General features: G+C 68.7%; 22 protein-coding genes. 9 read left to right on the top strand and 13 right to left on the bottom strand.

The window, feature by feature from the left end:
- Positions 1-3: 3 nt before the first annotated feature.
- The 4 genes from ACI6GS_RS00480 to ACI6GS_RS00465 form a co-directional block, all read right to left on the bottom strand.
- Positions 4-1,986, bottom strand: a complete 1,983-nt coding sequence (locus tag ACI6GS_RS00480) for a glycoside hydrolase family 15 protein (protein ID WP_439815811.1) — start codon at positions 1,984-1,986, stop codon at positions 4-6.
- Positions 1,986-2,819 carry a glucose 1-dehydrogenase gene (locus tag ACI6GS_RS00475; RefSeq protein WP_439815810.1) on the bottom strand — a complete coding sequence of 278 codons (834 nt, stop codon included), beginning with the start codon at positions 2,817-2,819 and terminating at the stop codon, positions 1,986-1,988. The genes ACI6GS_RS00480 and ACI6GS_RS00475 overlap by 1 nt, the downstream gene beginning before the upstream one ends.
- Before the next feature lie 265 nt (positions 2,820-3,084).
- Positions 3,085-4,212: an acyl-CoA dehydrogenase family protein gene (locus ACI6GS_RS00470; RefSeq protein ID WP_439815809.1), complete on the bottom strand. Its 1,128-nt coding sequence runs from the start codon at positions 4,210-4,212 to the stop codon at positions 3,085-3,087.
- A 180-nt stretch (positions 4,213-4,392) separates the two neighbouring features.
- The gene (locus ACI6GS_RS00465; protein ID WP_439815808.1) at positions 4,393-5,586 is read right to left on the bottom strand and encodes an acyl-CoA dehydrogenase family protein; all 1,194 of its coding nucleotides are present in this window, start codon (positions 5,584-5,586) and stop codon (positions 4,393-4,395) included.
- A gap of 131 nt (positions 5,587-5,717) precedes the next feature.
- Between ACI6GS_RS00465 and ACI6GS_RS00460 the strand changes: the two genes are divergently transcribed.
- Complete coding sequence (locus ACI6GS_RS00460; protein ID WP_439815807.1) at positions 5,718-5,918, top strand: DUF1289 domain-containing protein; 201 nt, start codon at positions 5,718-5,720, stop codon at positions 5,916-5,918.
- A gap of 85 nt (positions 5,919-6,003) precedes the next feature.
- Positions 6,004-6,951 carry a UDP-3-O-acyl-N-acetylglucosamine deacetylase gene (gene lpxC / locus ACI6GS_RS00455; protein WP_439815806.1) on the top strand — a complete coding sequence of 316 codons (948 nt, stop codon included), beginning with the start codon at positions 6,004-6,006 and terminating at the stop codon, positions 6,949-6,951.
- Positions 6,952-6,990: 39 nt separating this feature from the next.
- Here the strand turns inward: lpxC and ACI6GS_RS00450 are convergent, their stop codons facing one another.
- Entirely contained in the window at positions 6,991-8,199 is a 1,209-nt protein-coding gene (locus tag ACI6GS_RS00450) for a CaiB/BaiF CoA transferase family protein (protein ID WP_439815805.1), read from the bottom strand.
- The gene (locus tag ACI6GS_RS00445; RefSeq protein ID WP_439815804.1) at positions 8,199-8,876 is read right to left on the bottom strand and encodes an O-methyltransferase; all 678 of its coding nucleotides are present in this window, start codon (positions 8,874-8,876) and stop codon (positions 8,199-8,201) included. Before ACI6GS_RS00445 ends, ACI6GS_RS00450 begins: the two co-directional genes overlap by 1 nt.
- Positions 8,877-9,000: 124 nt before the next feature.
- Between ACI6GS_RS00445 and ACI6GS_RS00440 the strand changes: the two genes are divergently transcribed.
- Positions 9,001-9,612, top strand: a complete 612-nt coding sequence (locus ACI6GS_RS00440; protein ID WP_439815803.1) for a 2-hydroxychromene-2-carboxylate isomerase — start codon at positions 9,001-9,003, stop codon at positions 9,610-9,612.
- Positions 9,613-9,658: 46 nt separating this feature from the next.
- On the opposite strand, the gene ACI6GS_RS00435 is transcribed toward ACI6GS_RS00440, so the two are convergent.
- The 3 genes from ACI6GS_RS00435 to ACI6GS_RS00425 form a co-directional block, all read right to left on the bottom strand.
- Positions 9,659-10,744, bottom strand: a complete 1,086-nt coding sequence (locus tag ACI6GS_RS00435; protein ID WP_439815802.1) for an acyltransferase family protein — start codon at positions 10,742-10,744, stop codon at positions 9,659-9,661.
- A gap of 241 nt (positions 10,745-10,985) precedes the next feature.
- Complete coding sequence (locus ACI6GS_RS00430; protein ID WP_439815801.1) at positions 10,986-12,020, bottom strand: hypothetical protein; 1,035 nt, start codon at positions 12,018-12,020, stop codon at positions 10,986-10,988.
- Positions 12,021-12,157: 137 nt separating this feature from the next.
- Positions 12,158-13,579 carry a spinster family MFS transporter gene (locus tag ACI6GS_RS00425; RefSeq protein WP_439815800.1) on the bottom strand — a complete coding sequence of 474 codons (1,422 nt, stop codon included), beginning with the start codon at positions 13,577-13,579 and terminating at the stop codon, positions 12,158-12,160.
- A gap of 87 nt (positions 13,580-13,666) precedes the next feature.
- Here ACI6GS_RS00425 and ACI6GS_RS00420 point away from each other — a divergent pair, with 87 nt between their 5' ends.
- The 4 genes from ACI6GS_RS00420 to ACI6GS_RS00405 all read left to right on the top strand — a co-directional run bounded on the left by ACI6GS_RS00420 (position 13,667) and on the right by ACI6GS_RS00405 (position 16,715).
- Positions 13,667-13,888, top strand: a complete 222-nt coding sequence (locus tag ACI6GS_RS00420; RefSeq protein ID WP_439815799.1) for a hypothetical protein — start codon at positions 13,667-13,669, stop codon at positions 13,886-13,888.
- An 83-nt stretch (positions 13,889-13,971) separates the two neighbouring features.
- A complete protein-coding gene (locus ACI6GS_RS00415) occupies positions 13,972-14,964 on the top strand; it encodes a phosphotriesterase family protein (RefSeq protein WP_439815798.1) in 993 nt (330 codons plus the stop codon).
- A 5-nt stretch (positions 14,965-14,969) separates the two neighbouring features.
- On the top strand, positions 14,970-15,911 hold the full coding sequence (locus tag ACI6GS_RS00410; protein WP_439815797.1) for an alpha/beta hydrolase family esterase: 942 nt from the start codon (positions 14,970-14,972) through the stop codon (positions 15,909-15,911).
- A gap of 48 nt (positions 15,912-15,959) precedes the next feature.
- Positions 15,960-16,715 (top strand): hypothetical protein, encoded by a 756-nt coding sequence (locus tag ACI6GS_RS00405; protein ID WP_439815796.1) that lies wholly within the window; start codon positions 15,960-15,962, stop codon positions 16,713-16,715.
- Between the two features lie 7 nt (positions 16,716-16,722).
- Here the strand turns inward: ACI6GS_RS00405 and ACI6GS_RS00400 are convergent, their stop codons facing one another.
- Positions 16,723-16,935, bottom strand: coding sequence for a YdcH family protein (locus ACI6GS_RS00400; RefSeq protein ID WP_439815795.1), 213 nt, complete (start codon positions 16,933-16,935; stop codon positions 16,723-16,725).
- A gap of 80 nt (positions 16,936-17,015) precedes the next feature.
- Here ACI6GS_RS00400 and ACI6GS_RS00395 point away from each other — a divergent pair, with 80 nt between their 5' ends.
- Complete coding sequence (locus ACI6GS_RS00395) at positions 17,016-17,477, top strand: TIGR02444 family protein (RefSeq protein WP_439815794.1); 462 nt, start codon at positions 17,016-17,018, stop codon at positions 17,475-17,477.
- On the opposite strand, the gene ACI6GS_RS00390 is transcribed toward ACI6GS_RS00395, so the two are convergent.
- On the bottom strand, positions 17,462-18,037 hold the full coding sequence (locus ACI6GS_RS00390; protein WP_439815793.1) for a UbiX family flavin prenyltransferase: 576 nt from the start codon (positions 18,035-18,037) through the stop codon (positions 17,462-17,464). The two genes, ACI6GS_RS00395 and ACI6GS_RS00390, sit on opposite strands and share 16 nt — an antisense overlap.
- A gap of 95 nt (positions 18,038-18,132) precedes the next feature.
- Between ACI6GS_RS00390 and ACI6GS_RS00385 the strand changes: the two genes are divergently transcribed.
- Positions 18,133-18,300 carry a DUF465 domain-containing protein gene (locus tag ACI6GS_RS00385; RefSeq protein ID WP_439815792.1) on the top strand — a complete coding sequence of 56 codons (168 nt, stop codon included), beginning with the start codon at positions 18,133-18,135 and terminating at the stop codon, positions 18,298-18,300.
- Positions 18,301-18,547: 247 nt separating this feature from the next.
- On the opposite strand, the gene ACI6GS_RS00380 is transcribed toward ACI6GS_RS00385, so the two are convergent.
- Together ACI6GS_RS00380 and ACI6GS_RS00375 are read right to left on the bottom strand one after the other, a co-directional pair.
- Positions 18,548-20,197 carry an acyl-CoA synthetase gene (locus ACI6GS_RS00380; protein WP_439815791.1) on the bottom strand — a complete coding sequence of 550 codons (1,650 nt, stop codon included), beginning with the start codon at positions 20,195-20,197 and terminating at the stop codon, positions 18,548-18,550.
- 110 nt (positions 20,198-20,307) lie between these two features.
- Entirely contained in the window at positions 20,308-20,934 is a 627-nt protein-coding gene (locus ACI6GS_RS00375; protein WP_439815790.1) for a TerC family protein, read from the bottom strand.
- Positions 20,935-20,939: the final 5 nt, after the last annotated feature.

Below are 20,939 nucleotides of genomic sequence, written 5' to 3'. Positions count from 1 at the left end.
AGATCAGCCCGGCCCGGTCTTCCGCGGCCGGGCTTTTCGTTTGTCCCCTGCCGCGTCGGGCCGATTGACCTCGGGCCGGTCTTGGGGTGAGGGGTGGCCGGCATCGCCGCGCTGTGCGCCGCGGACTTGGTGCGCGGCAGCGCCGCCCAGCGTGCGCTCGTGCGCCGGCCCAGCCTCGGTCAAGCGCCGTGCCGTATCGACCAAGGCCAGATGGGAAAAGGCCTGGGGGAAGTTTCCCAATTGCCGACGGTCGGCCGGATCGTACTCCTCGGCCAGCAGTCCAACATCGTTGGCCAGGCCAAGCAGCCGCTCGAACAGCGCCTTCGCCTCGTCCCGGCGACCCTGGAGCACGTAGTTGTCGGCCAGCCAGAAGCTGCAAGCCAGGAAGGCGCCCTCGCCCGGGGGCAGGCCATCGACGGAACTGCCCGTGTCGTAGCGCAGGACCAGCCCGTCGCGCACCAGGTCACGCTCGATGGCCGCGACCGTCCCCCGGATGCGCGGATCGTCGGGCGGAAGGAAGCCCACGATCGGCAGCAGCAGCAGGCTGGCATCAAGGGCGGAGGCGCCATAGGACTGGACGAAGGTATTGCGATCGGCGTCGAACCCGCGCCTGCAGACCTCGGCATGGATCTCGTCGCGGACGCGGGACCAGCGCTCGACCGGACCGTCGAGGCCGAATTCCTGGCAGCTGCGGATGGCGCGGTCGAAGGCGACCCAGGCCATCGCCTTGGAATGGGTGAAGTGGCGTTTGCCCCCGCGCACCTCCCAGATGCCTTCGTCGGGCTGGCGCCACAGCGATTCGAGCGAGGTGACGAGGGTCCGCTCCAGCGCCCAGCTGGCGCCGTCGGCGGCCAGGCCCGCATGGCGCGCGGTATAGAGCGTGTCGAGCACCTGGCCATAAACATCGAGCTGGAGCTGGCCGGCCGCCGCATTGCCGATACGCACCGGGCGGGAGCCTTCATACCCCGTCAGCCACGGCACCTCGTACTCCGGCAGGCGCCGTTCGCCTGCCACGCCGTACATGATCTGAAGGTCGCCGGGATCGCCGGCGATGGCGCGCAGCAGCCATTGGCGCCAGGCCTGCGCCTCGCCCAGGTACCCGGCCTCGATCAGCGCCAGGAGCGTGAAGGTCGAATCGCGCAGCCAGCACAGGCGGTAGTCCCAGTTGCGTGGGCCCCCGATCCGCTCGGGCAGGGAGGTGGTGCCGGCGGCGACGATGCCCCCCGTCTCCCAATGGGTCAGGGCCTTCAGCGTGATCAGCGACCGCACCACCGCTTCGGACCAGGGGCCGGCGCTGGCGCAGGTCTGGGCCCAGCCGGTCCAGAAATCCTGGACCTCCGCCAGCGCGTGCGCGATGTCCAGGGCCTCTGGCGGCGGACGATGCGACAGGCCCCAGCTGAGGGCGAAGCCGACCTCCTGGCCGGCCTCCACCACGAAGTGGCCGGCGGTGCGCTGGTCGCGGCCGGTCAGGGCGATGTCGCTGGCCAGCAGCAGGCGGTCGGGCCCCGCAGTCAGCTGAAGGCGGCCGTCCTGCTGCCGCGTGACCCAGGGCACGATGGCGCCATTGCCGAAGCGCACGACCAGGTCCAGCACCATCGACACGCGCCCGCGCAGGCCCCGCACCAGGCGGACCAGGTCGCTGGCTCCGTCGCGCCGGGCCATGAAATCGGTGACGAGGACGGCCCCTTCCGCCGTCTCGAAGGTCGTCTCCAGGACCAGGGTGCGGGGCCGGTAGCGCCGGCTCACCCGCACGTCACCATCCTCCGGCGTGATGAGCCAGCGGCCATGGCTGGGATCGCCCAGAAGGGCGGCGAAACAGGCATCCGAGTCGAAGCGCGGCAGGCCCAGCCAGTCGATCGAGCCACTGCGCCCGACCAGGGCCAGCGTCTCGCAATTGCCGATCACGGCATAGTCCTCGATCAGACCCGGGCGCCCGCGATTGGCGATCCGGTCGGCATGCGGCAGGGCCGCGGTGCTGCCGTCCATCAGCCGTTCCCCCGGAATCCGGGATAGAGCATCATCCCGCCATCGACATGGATCGTCGTGCCCACCACGTAGTCGGAGAGGTCGGAGGCCAACCAGACCGCCACGCGCGCGACGTCTTCCGGCTCGCCGACGCGGCCATAGGGGATCAGCTTCAGCAGGCGGCGGCGCGCCTCCGGTTCGGACCAGGTCTCCTCGTTGATGGGGGTGCGGATGGCACCGGGGGCGATGGCGTTGACCCGGATGCCTTCGCCGGCCACCTCCTGCGCCAGGCTTGCCATCATCATGGCGATGCCGCCCTTGGACGCGGCGTAGTTGGCATGGCCGGCCCAGGGGATCGCCTGGTGCACCGAACTCATGCAGATGATCTTGCCGCGTGCCTGGGATCGGCGCTCGCCCTGGACGCGAAAGGTACGCAGGGCCGCCCGGGCACAGAGGAACTGGCCGCGCAGGTTGACGGAGAGCACGGCATCCCACTGCTCAGCCGTCATCTCGGCAAAGGGGGCATCGTGCTGCACGCCGGCATTGGCGACCAGGATGTCGAGCCCGCCGAAGCGTTCGGCTGCGGCCGCGACCATGGCATCGGCGGCCCCGTCCTGCGCCACGTCGCCCTGCACGGCAAAGGCTTGGCCGCCGGCCGCGGCAATCGTGCCGACCACCGCCTCGGCCTGCTTGGGGTTGGTCAGGTAGTTGACGGCCACGGCAGCACCGGCCGCGGCCAGCCCGATGGCCACGGCGCGGCCGATGCCGGAGCCGGCACCGGTGACCAGGGCGACCTGGCCCTCAAGCTGCGATAGGGTATTGTCGTCGGGGCGTGCCAGCGCCGCTTGGGTCATGTCGCATCCTCGTTTTCCCCTTGCGGGCGGAACGCGACCGGGACCCGTTGGTGCCCAGATATGTCAGGGATTTAACGTCATGACCGGGCGCAGCGGCAATCACGCTGTGGCCGTATGTGCGTCACCCCTCAACGCTCATCCCCGCGCAGGTGGGGATCCAGAGTCTAGCAGGACAGCGCCTGTGGCTCTGGATCCCCGCCTGCGCGGGGATGAGTGGGTTCACTGAGCGCAACGCCCCGGCTGTTGCAACCGGGGCGGGGCGGCCTTAGAGGCTGCCGAAGCGCTTCAGGTGGTGGTCGATATTGCCGAACTGGGTGTCGATCATCGTCAGGCGCTTGAAGTAGTGGCCGACATTGAGCTCGTCCGTCATGCCCATGCCGCCGTGCAGCTGCACCGCCTGCTGGCCGACGAAGCGGCCGGACTTGCCGATCTGCACCTTGGCGGCGCTGATCGCCTTCTTGCGGGCCTTCGCCTCTTCGCCCAGCTTCAGGTTCGCCATGTAGCTCATCGACTTCGACTGCTCATAGTTCATGAACATGTCGACGGCGCGGTGCTGCAGGACCTGGAACTTGCCGATGGGCTGGCCGAACTGGACGCGGGTCTTCAGGTACTCGACGGTCGTGTCGTTCAGCACCTTCATGGCGCCCACGGCCTCCGCCACCACGGCGGCGATGCCCTCGTCCACCACCTGCTCGATCAGGGGCAGGCCGTTGTCGACCTCACCGATCACGTCCTCGGCGCCGACCTGCACGCCGTCCAGCGTGACTTCCGACGCGCGGAACCCGTCGACGGTCGGGTAGTCGCGGCGGGTGACGCCAGCGGCCTTCGCATCGACCAGGAAGAGCGTGATGCCGGCCTCGTCCGTGCGGGCGCCGCCGGTGCGGGCAGTCACGATCAGCTTGTCGGCCGACGGCGCGTGCAGCACGACCGCCTTGTGGCCCGAAAGCTTCCAGCCGCTGCCCGACTTCTCGGCCTTGGTCGAGACGTCGTTCAGGGCATAGCGCGAGGTGGGCTCGGTCTGGGCAAAGGCCAGCAGCGCCTTGCCCTCGATGATCTGGGGGATCAGCGCCTGCTTCTGCGCCGCCGTGCCGCCATGGCGAATGAAGCCGCCACCCAGCACGACCGTCGACAGATAGGGCTCGACCACCAGGCCCTTGCCGAAGGCTTCCTGCACGATCATCGTCTCGACCGCACCGCCGCCCAGGCCGCCGTCCTCTTCCGAGAATGGAATAGCCAGCCAACCCAGTTCGGCGAAGGTCGCCCAGGTCTTGCGGCTGAAGCCCTCTTCGCTCTTCAGCACCGCCCGACGGCTGTCGAAGTCGTAGTCATCCTGGATGAACCGCTCGACGCTGTCGGCCAGCAGCTTCTGTTCATCGGAGAAGGTGAAATCCATGTGGCGTCAACTCGCTGGGGGCGGACGGGGGGGCTGCGCGCTCCGTCGTCCCCCCATGCAGGGAACGGCAGCCTTCGTTGTTCTGTGGCCTAGGTTCTAGCGATCTTGGCGCGCCAGTCCTAGCCCCAAGACGCGGCCGCGCCCGCTTTCGCGGGGGCTGCCGCGCCGCGTGATGCGCCCTTAGAGGCCCAGCACCATCTTGGCGATGATGTTGTGCTGGATCTCGTTCGAGCCGCCATAGATCGACGTCTTGCGCATGTTGAAATAGCTGGGCGCGATCAGGGCGGCATAGTCCGGCCCGATCGACGGCTCGTTGCGGCCCGGCGCATCCAAGGTGCGGTCGAAGGGGGCGGCATAGGGGCCGATCGCCTCCAGCGCCAGCTCTGTGATGCGCTGCTGGATCTCGGTCCCGCGGATCTTGAGGATCGAGGATTCGGGGCCCGGCCCCTTGCCCGCCTGCTCGCCGGCCAGGGTGCGCAGCTCGGTATATTCCAGCGCCAGCAGGTCGACCTCCAACTCGCTCAGCGCCCGGCGGAAGCCCGAATCCTGGATGAGTGGCGAGCCGTCCAGGCGCTCGGCCCCGGCGATCTGCTTCAGGCGTTCGATCTGCTTCTTGGACCGGCCGACCGCGGCAATGCCCGACCGCTCGTGCCCCAGCAGGAACTTGGCGATGGTCCAGCCCTGGCCTTCCTCGCCGATGCGATTCTCGACCGGAACGCGCACGTCGACGAAGTTCGTCTCGTTCACCTCGTGGCTGCCGTCGATCGTGATGATCGGGCGCACGGTGATGCCGGGCGTGTTCATGTCGATGAGCAGGAAGCTGATGCCTTCCTGCTGCTTCACGCTCGTGTCGGTGCGGACCAGGCAGAAGATCCAGTCGGCGTGCTGGGCCAGCGTCGTCCAGGTCTTGGTGCCGTTCACGACATAATGGTCGCCGTCGCGCACCGCGCGGGTGCGCAGGCTGGCCAGGTCCGAGCCCGAGCCCGGCTCCGAATAGCCCTGGCACCACCAGTCCTCGGCGCCCAGGATGCGGGGCAGGTAGCGCTGCTTCTGGTCCTCGCGCCCAAAGGTGTAGATCACGGGCCCCACCATCGCGAGGCCGAAGGGCAGCAGGCCCGGCGTCTCGGCCGCGGCCAGTTCCTCGCCAAAGATGTAGCGCTGCGTCGGTCCCCAGCCGGTGCCGCCGTACTTCCTGGGCCACGCGGGTGCGGCCCAGCCCTTGGCGTTCAGGATGCGCTGCCACTCGACAACGGTATCCTTGCGGTCGCCGCCGGCCAGGTGCCTGCGCTTCAGGTCGGGCGTGTAGTTCTCGGCGATGAAGGTGCGGACTTCGTCGCGGAACGCCAGTTCCTCGGGGGTGAAGCTCAGGTCCATCTCAACGTTCCTCCCGCCCGGGCCTGTTGCGGAGGCAGGTCCTGCACGTTTCCGCTGGCAGCCGGGCGCAGGGGATCATAAGGAGGTGGTTCATCATTTCAAGATCGCGACCAGGGGCGTCGGGAGGGGCGATGGACCACAGCGCAAGCAGCGACGAGGCACCGCGGTCGCCCTGCATCGGGGTCTGCGCGCTCGACCGGCCAGGCGGACGCTGCGTCGGATGCCTGCGCGAACTGCGCGAGGTTGCCCGCTGGGTCCGCCTCAGCGACGACGAGAAGCGCGCCGTGCTGGCGGCGATCGCCGACCGGCGCGCGGAACTTCCCCCCGCCTGAGCCGTCTGGAGCGGATGACCCGATCACGAATCCCGCAACGCAGCGAAACACGATGTGATTCGTGCGCGACGGGGGGGCTGGTTAGATGGTCCCGTCAGACAAGGGAGTGATTCCGCTGCGCCCGTATCGCCAAACCACGCTGAGCCGCCCCGTCCGGCTCGAAGGCGTGGGCCTGCACAGCGGCACTCCGGCTTCGGTCGAGATCCGACCCGCCCGCGTGAACCACGGCATCATCTTCCGCCGCGCCGACGTGGCCGCCGCCATGGCGGACGTCCCGGCGCGCTATGACCTGGTCGTGGACACGCTGTTGTGCACGGCCCTGGCCAACGAGCACGGCACGCGGGTGGCCACGATCGAGCACCTGATGGCGGCCCTGCACGGCCTTGGCGTGTCCAACGCGCTGGTGGTGCTCGACGGACCGGAAATTCCCATCATGGACGGCAGTGCCGAGCCGTTCCGCCTGGCCATCGCCGAGGCGGGGCTGGTGGAGCAGTCGGAAGTCTGGCGCGCCATCCGCATCATCTCGCGCGTCGAGATCCGCGAGCCGAGCCGCTCGGTCGTGCTGGAGCCGCATGACGGCTTCGCCCTCGACCTTGAGATCGACTATCCCGGCACCGCCGTCGCGCGCCAGCGCCACCAGACCAGCCTGCGCCTGGGCTTCCTGGATGGCGCCATCGCCGACTGCCGGACCTTCGGCTTCCGGCACGAGGTCGAGGCCCTGCGCTCGATGGGCCGGGCCCTGGGCGGGTCGCTGGACAATGCCGTCGTGGTCGATGGCGAGAGCGTCATGAACCCCGAGGGCCTGCGCCGACCGGACGAGTTCGTCCGCCACAAGGTACTGGACGCGATCGGCGACCTGGCCTTGGCCGGCCGTCCGATCATCGGCCGCCTGGTCGGCCGCTGCTCCGGCCATCAGCTCAACAACATGGTCCTGCGCAAGCTGTTCGACACGCCCTCGGCCTATGTCCTGACCGACGCGCCGGCCCGCCCCGCCGCCCGCTGGCCCGAAGCCGCCGCCGCGTTCCGGGCTTGATCGCGCGAGGCGAGCCGTCAGCCTCGCCTCGGGTCGCCCCTACCCCTTGCCCATGCGCCGCGCGCCCTCGATCACGACGCCGTCGGTCACCAGGGCGTCGATCTCCGCCGCGCTGAAGCCGGCTTGCGCCAGGACGGTGCGGTTGTCCGCGCCGAACTGCGGCGGGGGCAGGCGCTGTTCCGCAGGCGTCCGGCCCAGCTTGATCGGCGGGCCTGGCGCGCGGAAGCCATTCTCGCCCTCCACGATCATGGCGCGGTGGGCGGTGTGGGGATGCTCGAAGGCTTCCCTGAGATTGTTGGCCGGCCCCGCGGGCACGCCGATCTCCAGCAGCTGCTCGGCCAGGGCTGGCCCATCCTTGTCGGCCAGCATCTGCCGCATGACGGTCGTCAGGGCATCGCGGTTCGCACTGCGCAGCGGGTTTGTGCGGAAGCGAGGATCCTCCGCCACGTCGGGCCTGCCCAGGTGGAGGCAGGCCTTCCTGAACTGGCCGTCATTGCCGATCCCCAGGAAGATCGGCCGCGTCGCGGTTGGGTACAGGTCATAGGGGACGACATTGGGGTGGGCATTGCCCGTCAGGCGCGGCAGGTTCCCCGACATCAGGTAGTTCGGGCCATAGGGCTGCAGCAGCGCAATGCCCGTGTCGTACAGCGTGATGTCCAGGAACTGGCCCAGGCCTGAGCGCTGCCGCTCGTGCAGGGCCAGCAGGATCGCGATCACGGAATTGAGGCCGGTCGCCAGGTCGACCAGCGGAATGCCGATGCGGGTGGGGCCCGAGTCCTGCGAGCCGTTGATCGAGATCAGGCCCGTCATCGTCTGGACCACGGCGTCATAGCCGGGAAAGCCGCCCAGCGGCCCATCGGCGCCAAAACCCGTGACCCGGCAATGGATCAGGCGCGGAAAGCGGGCCCGCAGATCGTCCGCCCCGATGCCCCAGCGTTCCATCGTGCCGGGCTTGAAGTTCTCGACCAGGATGTCGGCCGTCTCCAGCAGGCGCAGCAGGACGGCGCGTCCCTTCTCGTGCCCCAGGTCCAGCGCGATGCCGCGCTTGTTGCGGTTGGCCCCCATGAAATAGGCGCTCATGGTCTGGGCGTCGTCGGCGAAGGGCGGGCCCCAATCGCGTGTCTCGTCCCCTTGCGGCGGCTCGACCTTGATGATGTCGGCACCGTGGTCGCCCAGGATCTGGGTGGCGGACGGGCCGCCCAGCACGCGGCTGAGGTCGACCACCCGGATGCCGTCAAGGGCCGGCATCAGCGCTTCCTCGCGATGGTCAGGCCATCGCCGATCGGGGTCATGGCCAGGCTGACGCGCTGGTCGTTGCGGACATGCAGGTTGAAGCGATGGACATGGGTGCCAAGCCGGCCCAGCCGCTCGCTCACCTCCGGCCCCGGCTTGGGCAGCACGCCGCCACCCATCAGCACGTTGTCGACCAGGATGACGCCGCCGGGCCGCAACAGCGTCAGGGCCCGCTCCCAATAGGTCACATAATTCTCCTTGTCGGCGTCCAGGAAGACCCAGTCATAGGTTCCGGCCTCCCCGCCCTGGATCATGGCACCCAGCGTGTCCAGCGCGGGCGCCAGGCGCAGGTCGATGCGGTCGGATACCCCCAGTTCGGCCCAGGTCTCCCGCGCGATCAGCGTCCACGCGTCGCTGACGTCGAGACCGACCAGGGTACCGCCGGGCGCCATGCCCAGGGCGGTGCAGGCGGCGCTGTAGCCGGTGAACACGCCCACCTCGATCCCGCGGCGGACGCCCAGAAGCTCGGCCAGCACGGTCATGAACTGGCCCTGGACGCTGGACACCTGCATGCCGGCCTCGGGCATGCGGGCGGTGCGCTCGCGCAAGGCGGTCAGGGCCGGCGGCTCGCGCGAGGCGACCTCGACCATGTAGGCATAGAGGGCGGCGCTGATCTCGATCTGCTCTGACACGGGCGATCCGGCTGGTTGGGCTGTGCTGCATTCTGGCGGCCGGCCGGCGCTCACGCAAAGCCGGCGGTCGCCGTGCACGATGGTTTTGCGGTAGAGATTCAGGAAACGAGGGGAGACGCCGACAATGGCCCGACTGGAATTCTACTTCGACTGCTCAAGCCCGTGGACCTATCTGGGCTTCACCCGCATCCAGCCGGTGGCGGAGGAGTTCGGCATCGACATCGATTGGAAGCCGTTCCTGGTAGGCGGGGTGTTCAACACCGTCAACGGCAGCGTGTACGAGGCACGCGCCAATCCGGTGCCGGTCAAGATGGCCTACTACAAGAAGGACATGGCCGACTGGGCGCGCTTCTGCGGCATCCGCATCGGCAATCCGCCGGTCTTTCCCGTCAACAGCGTCAAGGCAATGCGCGGCTGCTTCGTCGCGATGGAACAGGGCAAGCTGGTGCCCTATGCCACCGCCGTGTTCGACGCCTATTGGGGCGACCTGAAGGACATTTCGCAGGACGAGGTGATGGCCGCCATCGTGCAGAAGGTCGGCATGGACCTGGACGACTTCTTCGGCAAGATCGGCTCGCAACCCTACAAGGATCGCCTGCGTGCCAATACCGAGGAGCTGATCGCCCGCGGCGGCTTCGGCTCGCCCACGGTCTATGTCGACGGGACCGACATGTATTTCGGCAATGACCGGATCGAGCTGATCCGCGCCGCCTTGCAGGATCGCCAGGCGGCCTGACCGGCCGGCTTCGGGGAAGGCGGGTCGGGAGAGCGGACGGGGCGCCTTACGCCTCGCTCGCGGCCCCTCTGGCATGGCGCTTGTGCCAGGGTTTGAGCGCCAGCGCGTGGGCAAGGCCCAGCCGTGCGGCCGCCCATTCCCCGGCCAGGCACATCAGCAGGGCAGCCACGATCGCCACGCTGGCGACGGCGACGCTGTCCGGCAGGCCTGCCGCCTGGGACAGGAGGTAGAGCCCCTGCAGGAAGATCACGTGCATGACGTAGATCGGCAGGGTGCGCTTGCCGATCGCGACCATCGGTTCGACCAGGGGTGACAGGAAGGGTCGCCGCGGCAGGCTGAGCACAAGGACCTGCTGCGCGATCAGGATCACGGCAAAGACCACCAGGCTGGTCGGATGCTCGCCCGCTGGCGTCAGCACGCACAGCGCGGTGATCGCCGCCAGCGACAGCACGAGCAGGGGCCAGGGCAAGGGCTGGCGCAGCAGCCAGGGCGCCGTCGCCGCGCCCAGGGTGAACGCCGCGAAATAGCGGGTGAACTCGATCACGGGATGCGGCTCGACCAGCAGGCCGGCGTGCAGCAGCCACAGGTGCAGCGGCAGCAGGGCAAGGGCCGCGCCCAGCGCCACCTTCAGCGCGCCCAGGCGCATGGCACCCCAGAGCAGCACATAGAAGATGCACAACTGCTGCAGGAACCACAGGGGGGTCGTCGGCATCAGCAGTTCGCTGGCGATCGCCAGCGGAACGGCCCCCAGCGCTCCATCCTTCAGGCCGACGAGCAGACAATAGAGCGCCGTCCACACCACGTAGAGGTGGACCATGGGCACCCATTTCTCCGCCAGCAGGTCGCGGGGGTGCTTGGCGAACAGGCGTGGGAACATCATGCCAGAGAACAAGAACAACGACGCCATGCGCGCCGTGCCCATGTCATAGGACATGAAGCGGTCCAGATAAGGCGTCCGCTCCACCAGCCCGCCAAAGACATCGAAGCCGTGGTGGGCAACGACCAGAAAGACCAGGAAGCCGCGCACGGCGAACAGATAGCGGCTGGTATCCAGCTCCATGGAGCCGCTGGCCGGCCGCGCCGCCCGCGGAACTGCACCGGCCTGTGCGGCGATTGCTTGCGCGTCCGACAATGCCTGAACCCTCCCGCCACGGGGTCGGACGATGAGTCCGACCTGCCGGGCATGATGGCACAGCATGCTGAACGCGAAGTTGACGCAGACCACTCGCCCGGTGCGGTCCAAAGGCCGCATCGGGCTGGGAAAATCAAGGGCGGGCGCACAGTATTCCAGGCGTCCGCGGCGATCGGACCCGCCGGCTTTGGCGGATGGCCGCGCGCCGCCGGCTAGGCTTCCCGGTGCAAAGCCCGGGCGATCAGCGAGTCGCCGTGACGTTCCGGCCGCCAATGGCGCCGGTCAGGGTCTGCCGGTCGCGCGAGAAGCGCAACGTCTCGACCGCCCCGTCATCGAAGCGCAGCGTCACGCGGCGGCGATCGACCTGGCAGTTCCAGTTGCCGCGGTCGGGGCCACGCGCGCCCTGGATGCGGAAGCTGGCATCCTCATAGAGCGAGATGCTGGCTCCGCCGCGCCAGCCGAACGTGCCCAGCAGCGATTCGCAGCCGGGATCCAGCCGCGCGGTGTCGTCGCCGCGATCGTCGTCGGCCCGGTCCGCCGTGACGCGGAAGCCCTGCGTGTTGCGACCCTCCAGCCGGGTCCCTTCGCGGTCGACGCGGAGCGTGTCGACCCAGCCCGGATCCCAGTTCAGGGTGATCTCCCGGTCGCCCGGATCGGTGCAGGACCAGCGGCCGCGATTGCCGCTAGTGGAGCGGAAGCGGCCATTGGGCTGCAGTGTCACCTGGTTGCCGTCGAACCAGGTCCAGGTGCCCACCGCCGGCTGGCAGCGCCGCGGAATATCGCCGTCCGGCCCGCCGTCCGGGCCCCCGGCCACGGGGCCGCCGCCCGGCGGCGGCCGGCGGTCGGTGCGCTCGGCCGTGATGCGCTGGCCCGAATCGTTGACGCCGTCCAGGCGCGACAGGTCGCGCGACAGGGTCACCTGGTCACGCCAGCCGGCATCCCAGCGGAACTCGAAGGCCTGGCGGTTGGGATCGACGCAATAGATCCGCCCCTCGCGACCACGGTCCGTGGCAAAGCGGCCACTGGGGTCCGCCATCAGGCGCGAGCCATCGAACCAGCGCCATTCGCCCGCGATCACGTCGCAGCGGCGGTCCCAGGCGGAGGGCTGCTGCTGCTGTTGCCCGCCCTGGCCCTGCAGCATCTGCTGCAGCAGCTGGTCGAACACCGCGTTTCCGGTGCCCTGGCCCTGGCCGAACTGGGCCTGGGCAGGCGTGGCAAGGGCCGCGACGCCAAGGCTGGCGCCCAGCGCAAGGGCAGTGTGGACGATCCGCTTCATGGCGACGCAATTCCTCCGGGTCTGGCCCGCTGGCAAATGCCGCTTTCGCGCGGGGGTTCCAAGGACCATGGCCCATCTGAGCGCAGGTCCCGAAACCTTGCTGTGACCAGCGCGAACAGGTTTCGCGACCGTCCCGCTCAGGCCGGGCTGGCGGCTGGGGCCCCGCTGCCGACGGCCCGCGCCAGGTCGTCCCGGCTGCGGGCAAAAGGCGCCATGCCCAGCCAGAACAGGACGCCGGCCAGCGGCAAGGCCACCGCCGCGACGATGGCGACCGCCATGCCCACCGCCTGGTCGTAGCCGAACACATGGTCCAGGACGAGCGCCATCACGGTGGGGCCCAGGCCCAGTCCGATCAGCGTGACCGTGAAGACGTAGAGCGCCGCGACCTGGCCGCGCAGCTGGTTCGGCACAACTTCCTGCAGCGCCGCCGGCCCGGCCGACGACTGCATGGAGAGGAACAGCGTCGCGACCGCCAGAACCGCCATCGTCGCCACTTCGCCCTGCACCAGGACGAAGCCGACGGTCGGCACCAGGCTGCCGATGGCGCAGATCAGGCCGACCTGCATGCGGGCGTTGCGACCACCGCGCTGGCCCAACCGATCCCCCAGCAGGCCGCCCAGGATGACCCCAGGCGTGCCGAACAGGATCACCAGCAGGCCGTAATAGCCACCGGCCTGGGCCTGGTCCCAGCCCAGGTTCCACATCAGATAGTTCGGGATCCAGAAGCCGGCGCCATAGCTGGTCATGGCCAGCAGGCCGAAACCGATATTGTGGCAGGCGAAGGTCTTCCAGTTGCCCTTCAGGAAGGCCACCAGGTCGCCGACCGTGGCATGCACGGCGCCATGCGTGCCGTCGGCCCGCAGCCCGGTCTTGACCTCGCGCCGGAACGGTTCGCGGATCGTGAAGATCAGCGCCGCCACCAGGACGCCGGGCAGGCCGACCACGAAGAACACCAGCGACCATTGGTGCATCTCGCCCAGCACGGGGACGACGATCATCTCCACGCCGGACAATTGCTGCGCGACCAGGCCCCCGATCACGAAGGCCAGGCCAGCGCCGACATAGATGCCGACGCCATAGAAGCCGAGTGCCGCCCCCCGGCGCCGCGGCGGGAAGTAGTCGGCGATCAGGGAGAACGCGGCCGGCCCCAGCGCCGCTTCGCCCACGCCGACGAAGATGCGGGCGACGAACAGCTCCCAGAAATTGGTGGCCAGGCCACAGGCAGCGGTCGCCAGGCTCCACACCACGATGCCGATCGCGATGATCGTGCGCCGGCTTGACCGGTCGACCATGCGGCCCACGGGAAAGCCCATGAACGTGTAGAAGATCGCAAAGGCGATCCCCTGCAGCAGCGTGATCTCGGTATTGGTCAGGCCCAGGTCGCGGCGGATCGGCGCCACCAGCAATGTCAGGATCTGCCGGTCCACGAACGAGAACGTATAGGCCAGGCTGAGGACCAGGACGACGTACCAGGCATAGGCGGCGCGCGGATAGGGCGGCTCTCCCGGTGCTGGCTGGTCGGAGCCGGCCGTGCTGCCCGCCTGTGCATAGGTCGCCATCAATCCCCCCGGTCCTGCCTTGTCGTTGGCAGCAGCCTAACAGCGTTTGTTAAGCGTTCCGCAAGCTTTGCGGCGCAGTCTGCTGCCATGTCCGTATCCGGTATCCAGGGGGCGCAGGTCGCCGCCGTCCAGGGCTTCACCAAGGCCACAGGCCAGGTCGCCCAGGCCGCCCAGCAGATCGCGGAAGGGGCCGTGGACCCCGCCGTGATCGTGCAATTGTCCAATGCCAAGCTGGCGGCGGAGGCGAGTGCTGCCGTCGTGCAGACGACCAGCGAACTGGCCCAGACGGCGATCAACCTGATCGCCTGATCTTTCGCGGCCCCGTGGCCGCCAAGAGTAGTCGGCTGTTCTAATCCGTCCTAGAGTTCCTCCATAACGGGAGGAACAAGACAATGACGGATGTGATCAACACGACCGCCGGCCAAATGAACACGGCCGACCTGGGCCGCACCCTGATGCACGAGCATGTGCTGGTGGGCTTTCCCGGCTGGTACCTCGACAACCGTCAGCCCGAGTTCAAGCGCGCCGAGGTGATGCCCCGCGTCATCGACGCGTTCCAGCAGCTCCATGCCTATGGCGTGCGCACCGTGGTCGATCCGTGCCCGATGGACATGGGCCGCCAGGTCGACATCTGCGCCGAGGTCGCGCAGAAGAGCGGCATCAACATCGTCTGCACCACCGGCGCCTATTACGAGGATGCCGGCCTGACCTTCACCTTCCGTCATCTGCCGGTCGAGGCGATCACCGAGATCTATGTGAAGGAGATCGAGGACGGCATCGGCTATTCCGGGATCAAGGCCGGCCTGATCAAGATCTCGACGGGGGAGGGACGCGTCTCGGACTATGAGCGCAAGCTGCTGACCGCGGCGGGTCAGGCCGCGCGCATCACCGGCGTGCCGCTGATCTCCCACACCGAGAAGTGCACCTGCGGCCACGACCAGATCGACATCATCACGGCGCAGGGCGTGCCGTCCTGCCAGCTGATGGTCGGCCATTCCGACGGCCGCGACGATCCCGAGTACCAAGCGTCGCTGGCCGCACGCGGCTCCTATGTCGGGTTCGACCGCTTTGGCCTGGTCGACATCGTGCCCGACGAAGTGCGGATGAAGAACGTCAAGACCCTGGTCGAGGGCGGCCACCGCGACCGCCTGATGCTGAGCCACGACAAGGTCAACTGCTTCCTGGGCACGCTGCCCGGCGGCGTCCAGATCGACGCGTTCGAGAAGATCATCCCCAACTGGAAGATGACCCACCTGTTCGAGAACATCTTCCCCGAGCTGCTGCGCATGGGGGTGTCCCAGGCCGACCTGGATCATATCGTGACCGAGAACCCGCGCCGCTTCTTCACCGAGGCGCGGGCATCCGCGGCCCAGGCGGCCGAGTAGCACCCGTGGCGCGCGCCCTGGCGCTGGGCGTCGCCGCCGCGCTTGGCTTGGCGCTGGGGCCGGGCGCCGCGCAGGCAGCGTTCTGCCTGCAGGAGCGTCCGGGCCTTGAGGCTGCCTGCATCGGCCTGGAGCAGGAGAGCGGGCCCAGGGCCTATCGCCTCTTCGTGCCGCAGACCCTGCCGCCAGGGCCCCGCCCGCTGCTCCTGCTGCTGCACGGGGCGGGCGGGTCGGGGGCCGCGATGGAGGCGCTGACCTTCCAGCGCTTCAACCGCCTGGCCGAGCGGGAGGGCTTCGTCATCGCATCGCCCGACGGCCTGTTCAGCAGCTGGAACGCGGGCCTGATGCCGTCCGGCACCGACGATGTCGCCTTCCTGCGCGCCGTGATCGACGACGTGGCCGCCCGCACGCCCATCGATGGCGCCCAGGTTCGCGTCGCCGGCTTCTCCATGGGCGCGATGATGGCGCTGCGCCTGGCGTGCCAGGCGCCGGACAGGATCGCCGCGGTGGCGGCCATTGCCGGCTACCTGCCGCGGGACGTGGCGGCGACCTGCGCTGCACGGCCCGGCCTGCGGGCTCTTGTGATCGGCGGTGACCGGGACGCCATCGTACCCTTCGCCGGCGGTGCGCCCAGCCTGGGCGGCAATTCCTATGGCAGCATGCTGGGTGGCCAGGCCACCGCTGCGCACCTGGCGCAAGGCCAGGCCTGTGCGGCGCCATCGGCTTCGCGCGTCGTGGACCAGAAGCCGGACGACGGGACGCGCCTGCTGATCGCAGACTGGACCTGCACAGCCCCCGCGGCGGTCGAGCTGATCCATGTCGAAGGCGGCGGCCACACCTGGCCCGGCGGCCTGATGTGGGGTCCGCCCAACCTGGCCGGCACGCTCAGCGCGGAGATGGACCCGGTGGCACCGGTCTGGGCGTTCCTCGCGGGTACCGCTGCGCCCTGAACATCCTGTAACCTTGGGCCGCGTTGCGTCGGCATCGGGGGGCCTTGCGTGAGTCACATCGGTGTGGGGCTTGCCGTCTTTGCCTGGCTGGCGGCCATGGCGATCGGCACGATGCTGCTCTATCCGAAACTGCCCGCCCGTCATCGCGACCAGCCGACAAACGACGTCGTCCGCCTGGTCGTGAACCTGTTCGTGGTGATGACGTCGCTGGTGTTCGGCCTGATGCTGAATTCGGCCAAGAACACGTTCGAGACGATCGACACCAGCCTGCACACCTATGGCGCCAGCCTCATCATGCTGGACCAGACGCTGCGCATCTACGGGGCCGGCGCGGAGGAGGCCCGTCACCGGCTGGAGGACTATGTCGAGGCGGCCATCGCCAGCCCGGCGCGCGCCGACGATCCACTCCACCATGAGGAGAACAGCGCCGCCTGGCATTTCGACCGGCTGCGCCTGGCGCTGGCGGCCATACCGGGCGATGGCGGGCCGGGGGACGCGGCCCTGACGGATGCGCGGGCCCAGTACCGCCATCTGGTCGAGCAGCGCTGGCTGATCATCGAGAAGTCCGAAGGGGTGATCCCGTCGCCCCTGATCGGGATGCTGATTGCCTGGCTGACCCTGATCTTTGCCAGTTTCGGCTACCGGGCACCGGCGAACCGGGTGCTGGTCGGCCTTTTTGTCGTCGCGGCGGCCCTGAATGCTGCCGCGATCTACCTGATCCTGGACATGGATATCCCATTCTCAGGACCTATCCAGATTACCGACGCGCCATTGCGCCGGGCGCTTGCGGCGATCCAGATGTAGCCAGGGCTCAGGCGATGATGTCGGGCAGCAGGCGGCTTTCGATCCGGCTCATCAAATCCTTCAGCGCCAGCTTGCGGCGCTTCAGGCGCTGGATCTGCAACTGGTCGACCGGCGGCGCACGCAGCAAGGCGTTGATCGAATCGTCCAGGTCGCGATGCTCCTCGCGGAGATCGGCGAGTTGCCGGCGCAGGGTCTCTTCTTCTTCGGTCTGGACAGCCATCGTGCTCGCAAGCCCTCGAAGGGCGCGGACTGTATCACGGAGCAGCCTTCACGATGAATGCCGATGACCAGAAAAATGGCATGGATGTCGCCACCCGCGCGGCCGCGTTCTGGGCCGAGGCAGCAGCCCTCTATGCCCGGCCCGGGATGGCCGAGCTGTGCCTGGAATTGCAGGACCATCTGGGCCTGGACGTGAACACCGTCCTGCTGTGCTGCTTCAGCGCCAGCCGCGGGCGCGGGCTGGAGCCATGGGACCTGTCGCGGGCGGTCATCACGCTGGCGCCCTGGCGTGCCCAGGTGGTGGAACCGTTGCGCACGCTGCGCCGCGGACTGAAGGGCATGACGGGGGCCGAGCCGACACGTCAGGCCATCGCAGCCGCGGAACTGGAGGCGGAACGCCGCGCCCAGGCCATCCTGGTGGAGGCGCTTGGCCCCTGGCCCCCGGATGGCCCACCCGTGTCGCCCCTGCCTGCGCTGGCGGCGCTGGGCGTGCCGCCGCGCGCTGCGGAGCGCCTGGCCCAGGCCGCTCAGGATGGGCGCTGAGCGCCGCTCCAGCGGACCGTGCCGGGCGCATCCAGGCCGAACAGGTCCAGCGCGCGTGCGGCGCTCTGCCGCACCATGGCGTCGACTGTCGCCAGGCCCGTGTAGTGGGCCGGCACCGGCGGTGCAACAATGGCCCCCATCTCTGTCGCCTGGACCATGGAGCGCAGATGCCCCAGGTGGAGCGGCGATTCCCGCACCATCAGGACCAGGCGACGGCGCTCCTTCAGCACGACGTCGGCCGCCCGCGTCAGCAGCGTGGTCGTGACCCCGCTTGCGACTTCGGACAGCGAGCGCACAGAGCACGGCGCCACGATCATGCCCAAGGTCTTGAACGAGCCTGAGGAAATCGCCGCCGCCATGTCCCCGATGGCATGCACCGTATGGGCCAGGGCCTTCACATCCGCCGTGCGCAGGTCGGTCTCGTGCGCGAATGTCAGTTCCGCCGCCTTGCTGATGACCAGGTGTGTTTCCAGGCCAAGGACGTTTGCCGCCTCCAGCACGCGCACGCCCAGCATGGCGCCGGAGGCCCCGCTGATGCCGATGATGATGCGTTGCGGCATCACAGAACCGTGCGCTCTTGCAGGCTGACCCCATGGCCCCTACGTGGTTCCATATGGGGGGGAGCACACAATGCCCCCGCAGTTGGAGGATCACGATGACGCTGAAGAGTCATATCGACAGCCTGTCTCACAAGCATTCCAACCTCGACGAGGCGATCCATCTGGAACATCGCCGACCTGCCCCCGACACCATCCGGCTCAAGGAACTCAAGCTCCAGAAGCTGAAGGTGAAGGAGGAGATCCAGCGCCTCTCCCCGCGCTGAGTGTGCACCCGCCGCTTCTACGCCAATCCTGGGGAAGCGGACCAGATACAACCCCCTGACATGTTTTGAAGCCAGGCCGTCTCTCCTGGCGCCCCGCAGAATGCGGCAGTCCAAGGACCTGGAGCGGAGGGCGCGCGTCAGCGGGCACACCCCGCTCCGGTCCAGCAGGCGCGGGAGCCGCATCGGCGGCGCCGTTCGGGGCGAACCCGTGGGCTCCACCCCGTCCACCGCACGCCTGGCGCTTTCCCTAGGTCAGGCTGCGGGCCTGGTCGCGCAGGACGAATTTCTGCACCTTGCCGGTCGAGGTCTTGGGCAGTTCGGCAAAGACGACCGTGCGCGGCACCTTGTAGTGCGCCAGGTTCTGGCGGCAGAAGGCGATCAGGTCGGCCTCCGTTGTCGGCGGCGCATCCGCCCTCAGCGTGACGAACGCGCACGGCGTCTCGCCCCACTTCTCGTCCGGCCGTGCCACCACGGCGGCCTCGAGCACCGCCGGGTGCCGGAACAGCACGCCCTCCACCTCGATCGTCGAGATGTTCTCCCCGCCTGAGATGATGATGTCCTTGGACCGGTCCTTGAGCTGGATGTAGCCGTCGGCATGCATCACGCCCAGGTCGCCGGAGTGGAACCAGCCGCCGGCCAGCGATTCCTGCGTCGCCTTGGGGTTCTTCAGGTAGCCCTTCATGACGATGTTGCCGCGGAACATGACCTCGCCCATCGTCTCGCCGTCGGCGGGCACGCGCTCCATCGTCTCCGGGTCGATCACCGCCAGGTCCTCCAGGACCGGGTAGCGCACGCCCTGCCGGGACTTTTTGGCGGCTCGGGAATCCGCGTCCAGGGCGTCCCATTCCGACTTCCAGGCACAGACGGTGGCGGGGCCATAGGTCTCCGTCAGGCCATAGAGGTGGGTGACGGGGAAGCCCTTGGCCTCCATCGCGGCCAGCACGGCCGCCGGCGGGGGGGCCGCTGCCGTCATGAAGTTGACGGTCGATTGCAGCGGCTTGCGCTGGGCGTCGGTCGCGTTGATCAGCAGGCCCATGATGATCGGCGCGCCGCACATGTGCGTCACCTTATGCTCCGCCAGGGCGCTGTAGATGGCCGCGGCCTCCACCCGGCGCAGGCAGACATGGGTGCCCGCGATCACGCTGAGCGACCACGTGTAGCACCAGCCATTGCAGTGGAACATCGGCAGCGTCCACAGGTAGACGGCATGCAGCGGCATGCTGCCGACCACGACGTTGCTGATCGCGTTCAGGTATGCGCCGCGGTGGTGATAGACGACACCCTTGGGATTGCCCGTCGTGCCCGAGGTGTAGTTGAGCGAGATCGCCCGCCATTCGTCGTCCGGGGGCGACCAGGCGTAATCCGGATCGCCGCCGGCGATGAAGTCCTCGTACAGGATGGAGCCCAGGCGCTCGCCCGGACCGTCATACAGGGGATCGTCGACGTCGATCACCAGGGGCGTGGCCTTGGCCTGGGCCAGGGCCGCCTTGACCGTCGCCGAAAACTCGCGGTCGGTGATCAGCACCTTGGTCTCGGCATGGTCCAGGGTGAACGCGATGGTCGCAGCATCCAGCCGGACGTTCATCGTGTTCAGCACGGCCCCGGTCATCGGCACGCCATAGTGCGCGTCCAGCATGGCGGGCACGTTGGGCAGCATCATCGAGACGGTGTCGCCAACGCCGATGCCGTGCTTCGCCAGGGCGGAGGCCAGGCGCCGCGCCCGCACGTAGAAGTCGGCATAGGTGATGCGCTGGGGCCCGTGGATGATCGCGATGCGGTCGGGATAGACCTTGGCCGCGCGCTCCAGGAAGCCGATCGGGCTCAGCGGCTGGTAGTTGGCCGGCGTCCGGTCCAGGTCGGTCTCGAAGGGATTGGTGCCGGCGCCAGGGGTACCCATTGCGTGCCTCCGCTCAACAGCGCCCAGCCTGCCGCGGGCGGCCGGGACGGTTCGTTCATCTGACGCGATATTGGAACACGAACGCCCCGCCACGCCATGGGGCTGGTGCGTCAGCCGGCCGTCCCCGTGACCTTCAGCACTTCCTCGGTGCCGCGCCAGATCATGCTGACCGCGACGATCGCGATGACGCCCAGGCCGACATAGGCGATCCAGTGCCAGCGCTGGAGAAGGCGCGCGATCAGGCTGGCCGCCAGACCCATCAGCACGACCGAGATCGACAGCCCCACCAGCATGATCCAGGGATGCTCCTGGGCTGCGCCGGCGACCGCCAGGACGTTGTCCAGCGACATCGACACGTCCGCCATGACGATCTGGGTCACGGCGGCACGGAACGACTTGGGCGCTGCCGTGACCTCGCCATCGGCCAGGGCGGCGGCACCGTCCTGCTCGCTGTGGGTTCGGGATTCGCGGATCTCGCGCCAGAACTTCCACGACACCCACAGCAGCAGGATGCCGCCCGCCAGCGTCAGGCCGACGATCGCCAGCAGTTCATAGGTGAAGAAGGCAAAGACGATGCGCATTACCGTGGCGGCGGCAATGCCCCAGAAGATGACGCGGCGGCGCTGCTCCCGCGCCACGCCCGCCGCCGCCATGCCGACGACCACGGCATTGTCCCCCGCCAGGACGATGTCGATGAGCACGACGCTCAGCAGCGCCGTGATCTCGCTCCAGGGCATCGGCT

The organism is Zavarzinia sp. CC-PAN008, from assembly GCF_051903925.1.
GTDB lineage: Bacteria > Pseudomonadota > Alphaproteobacteria > Zavarziniales > Zavarziniaceae.
The sequence above is the reverse complement of the archived record's forward strand: the minus strand, read 5'-3'. Positions and strand labels throughout refer to the sequence as shown.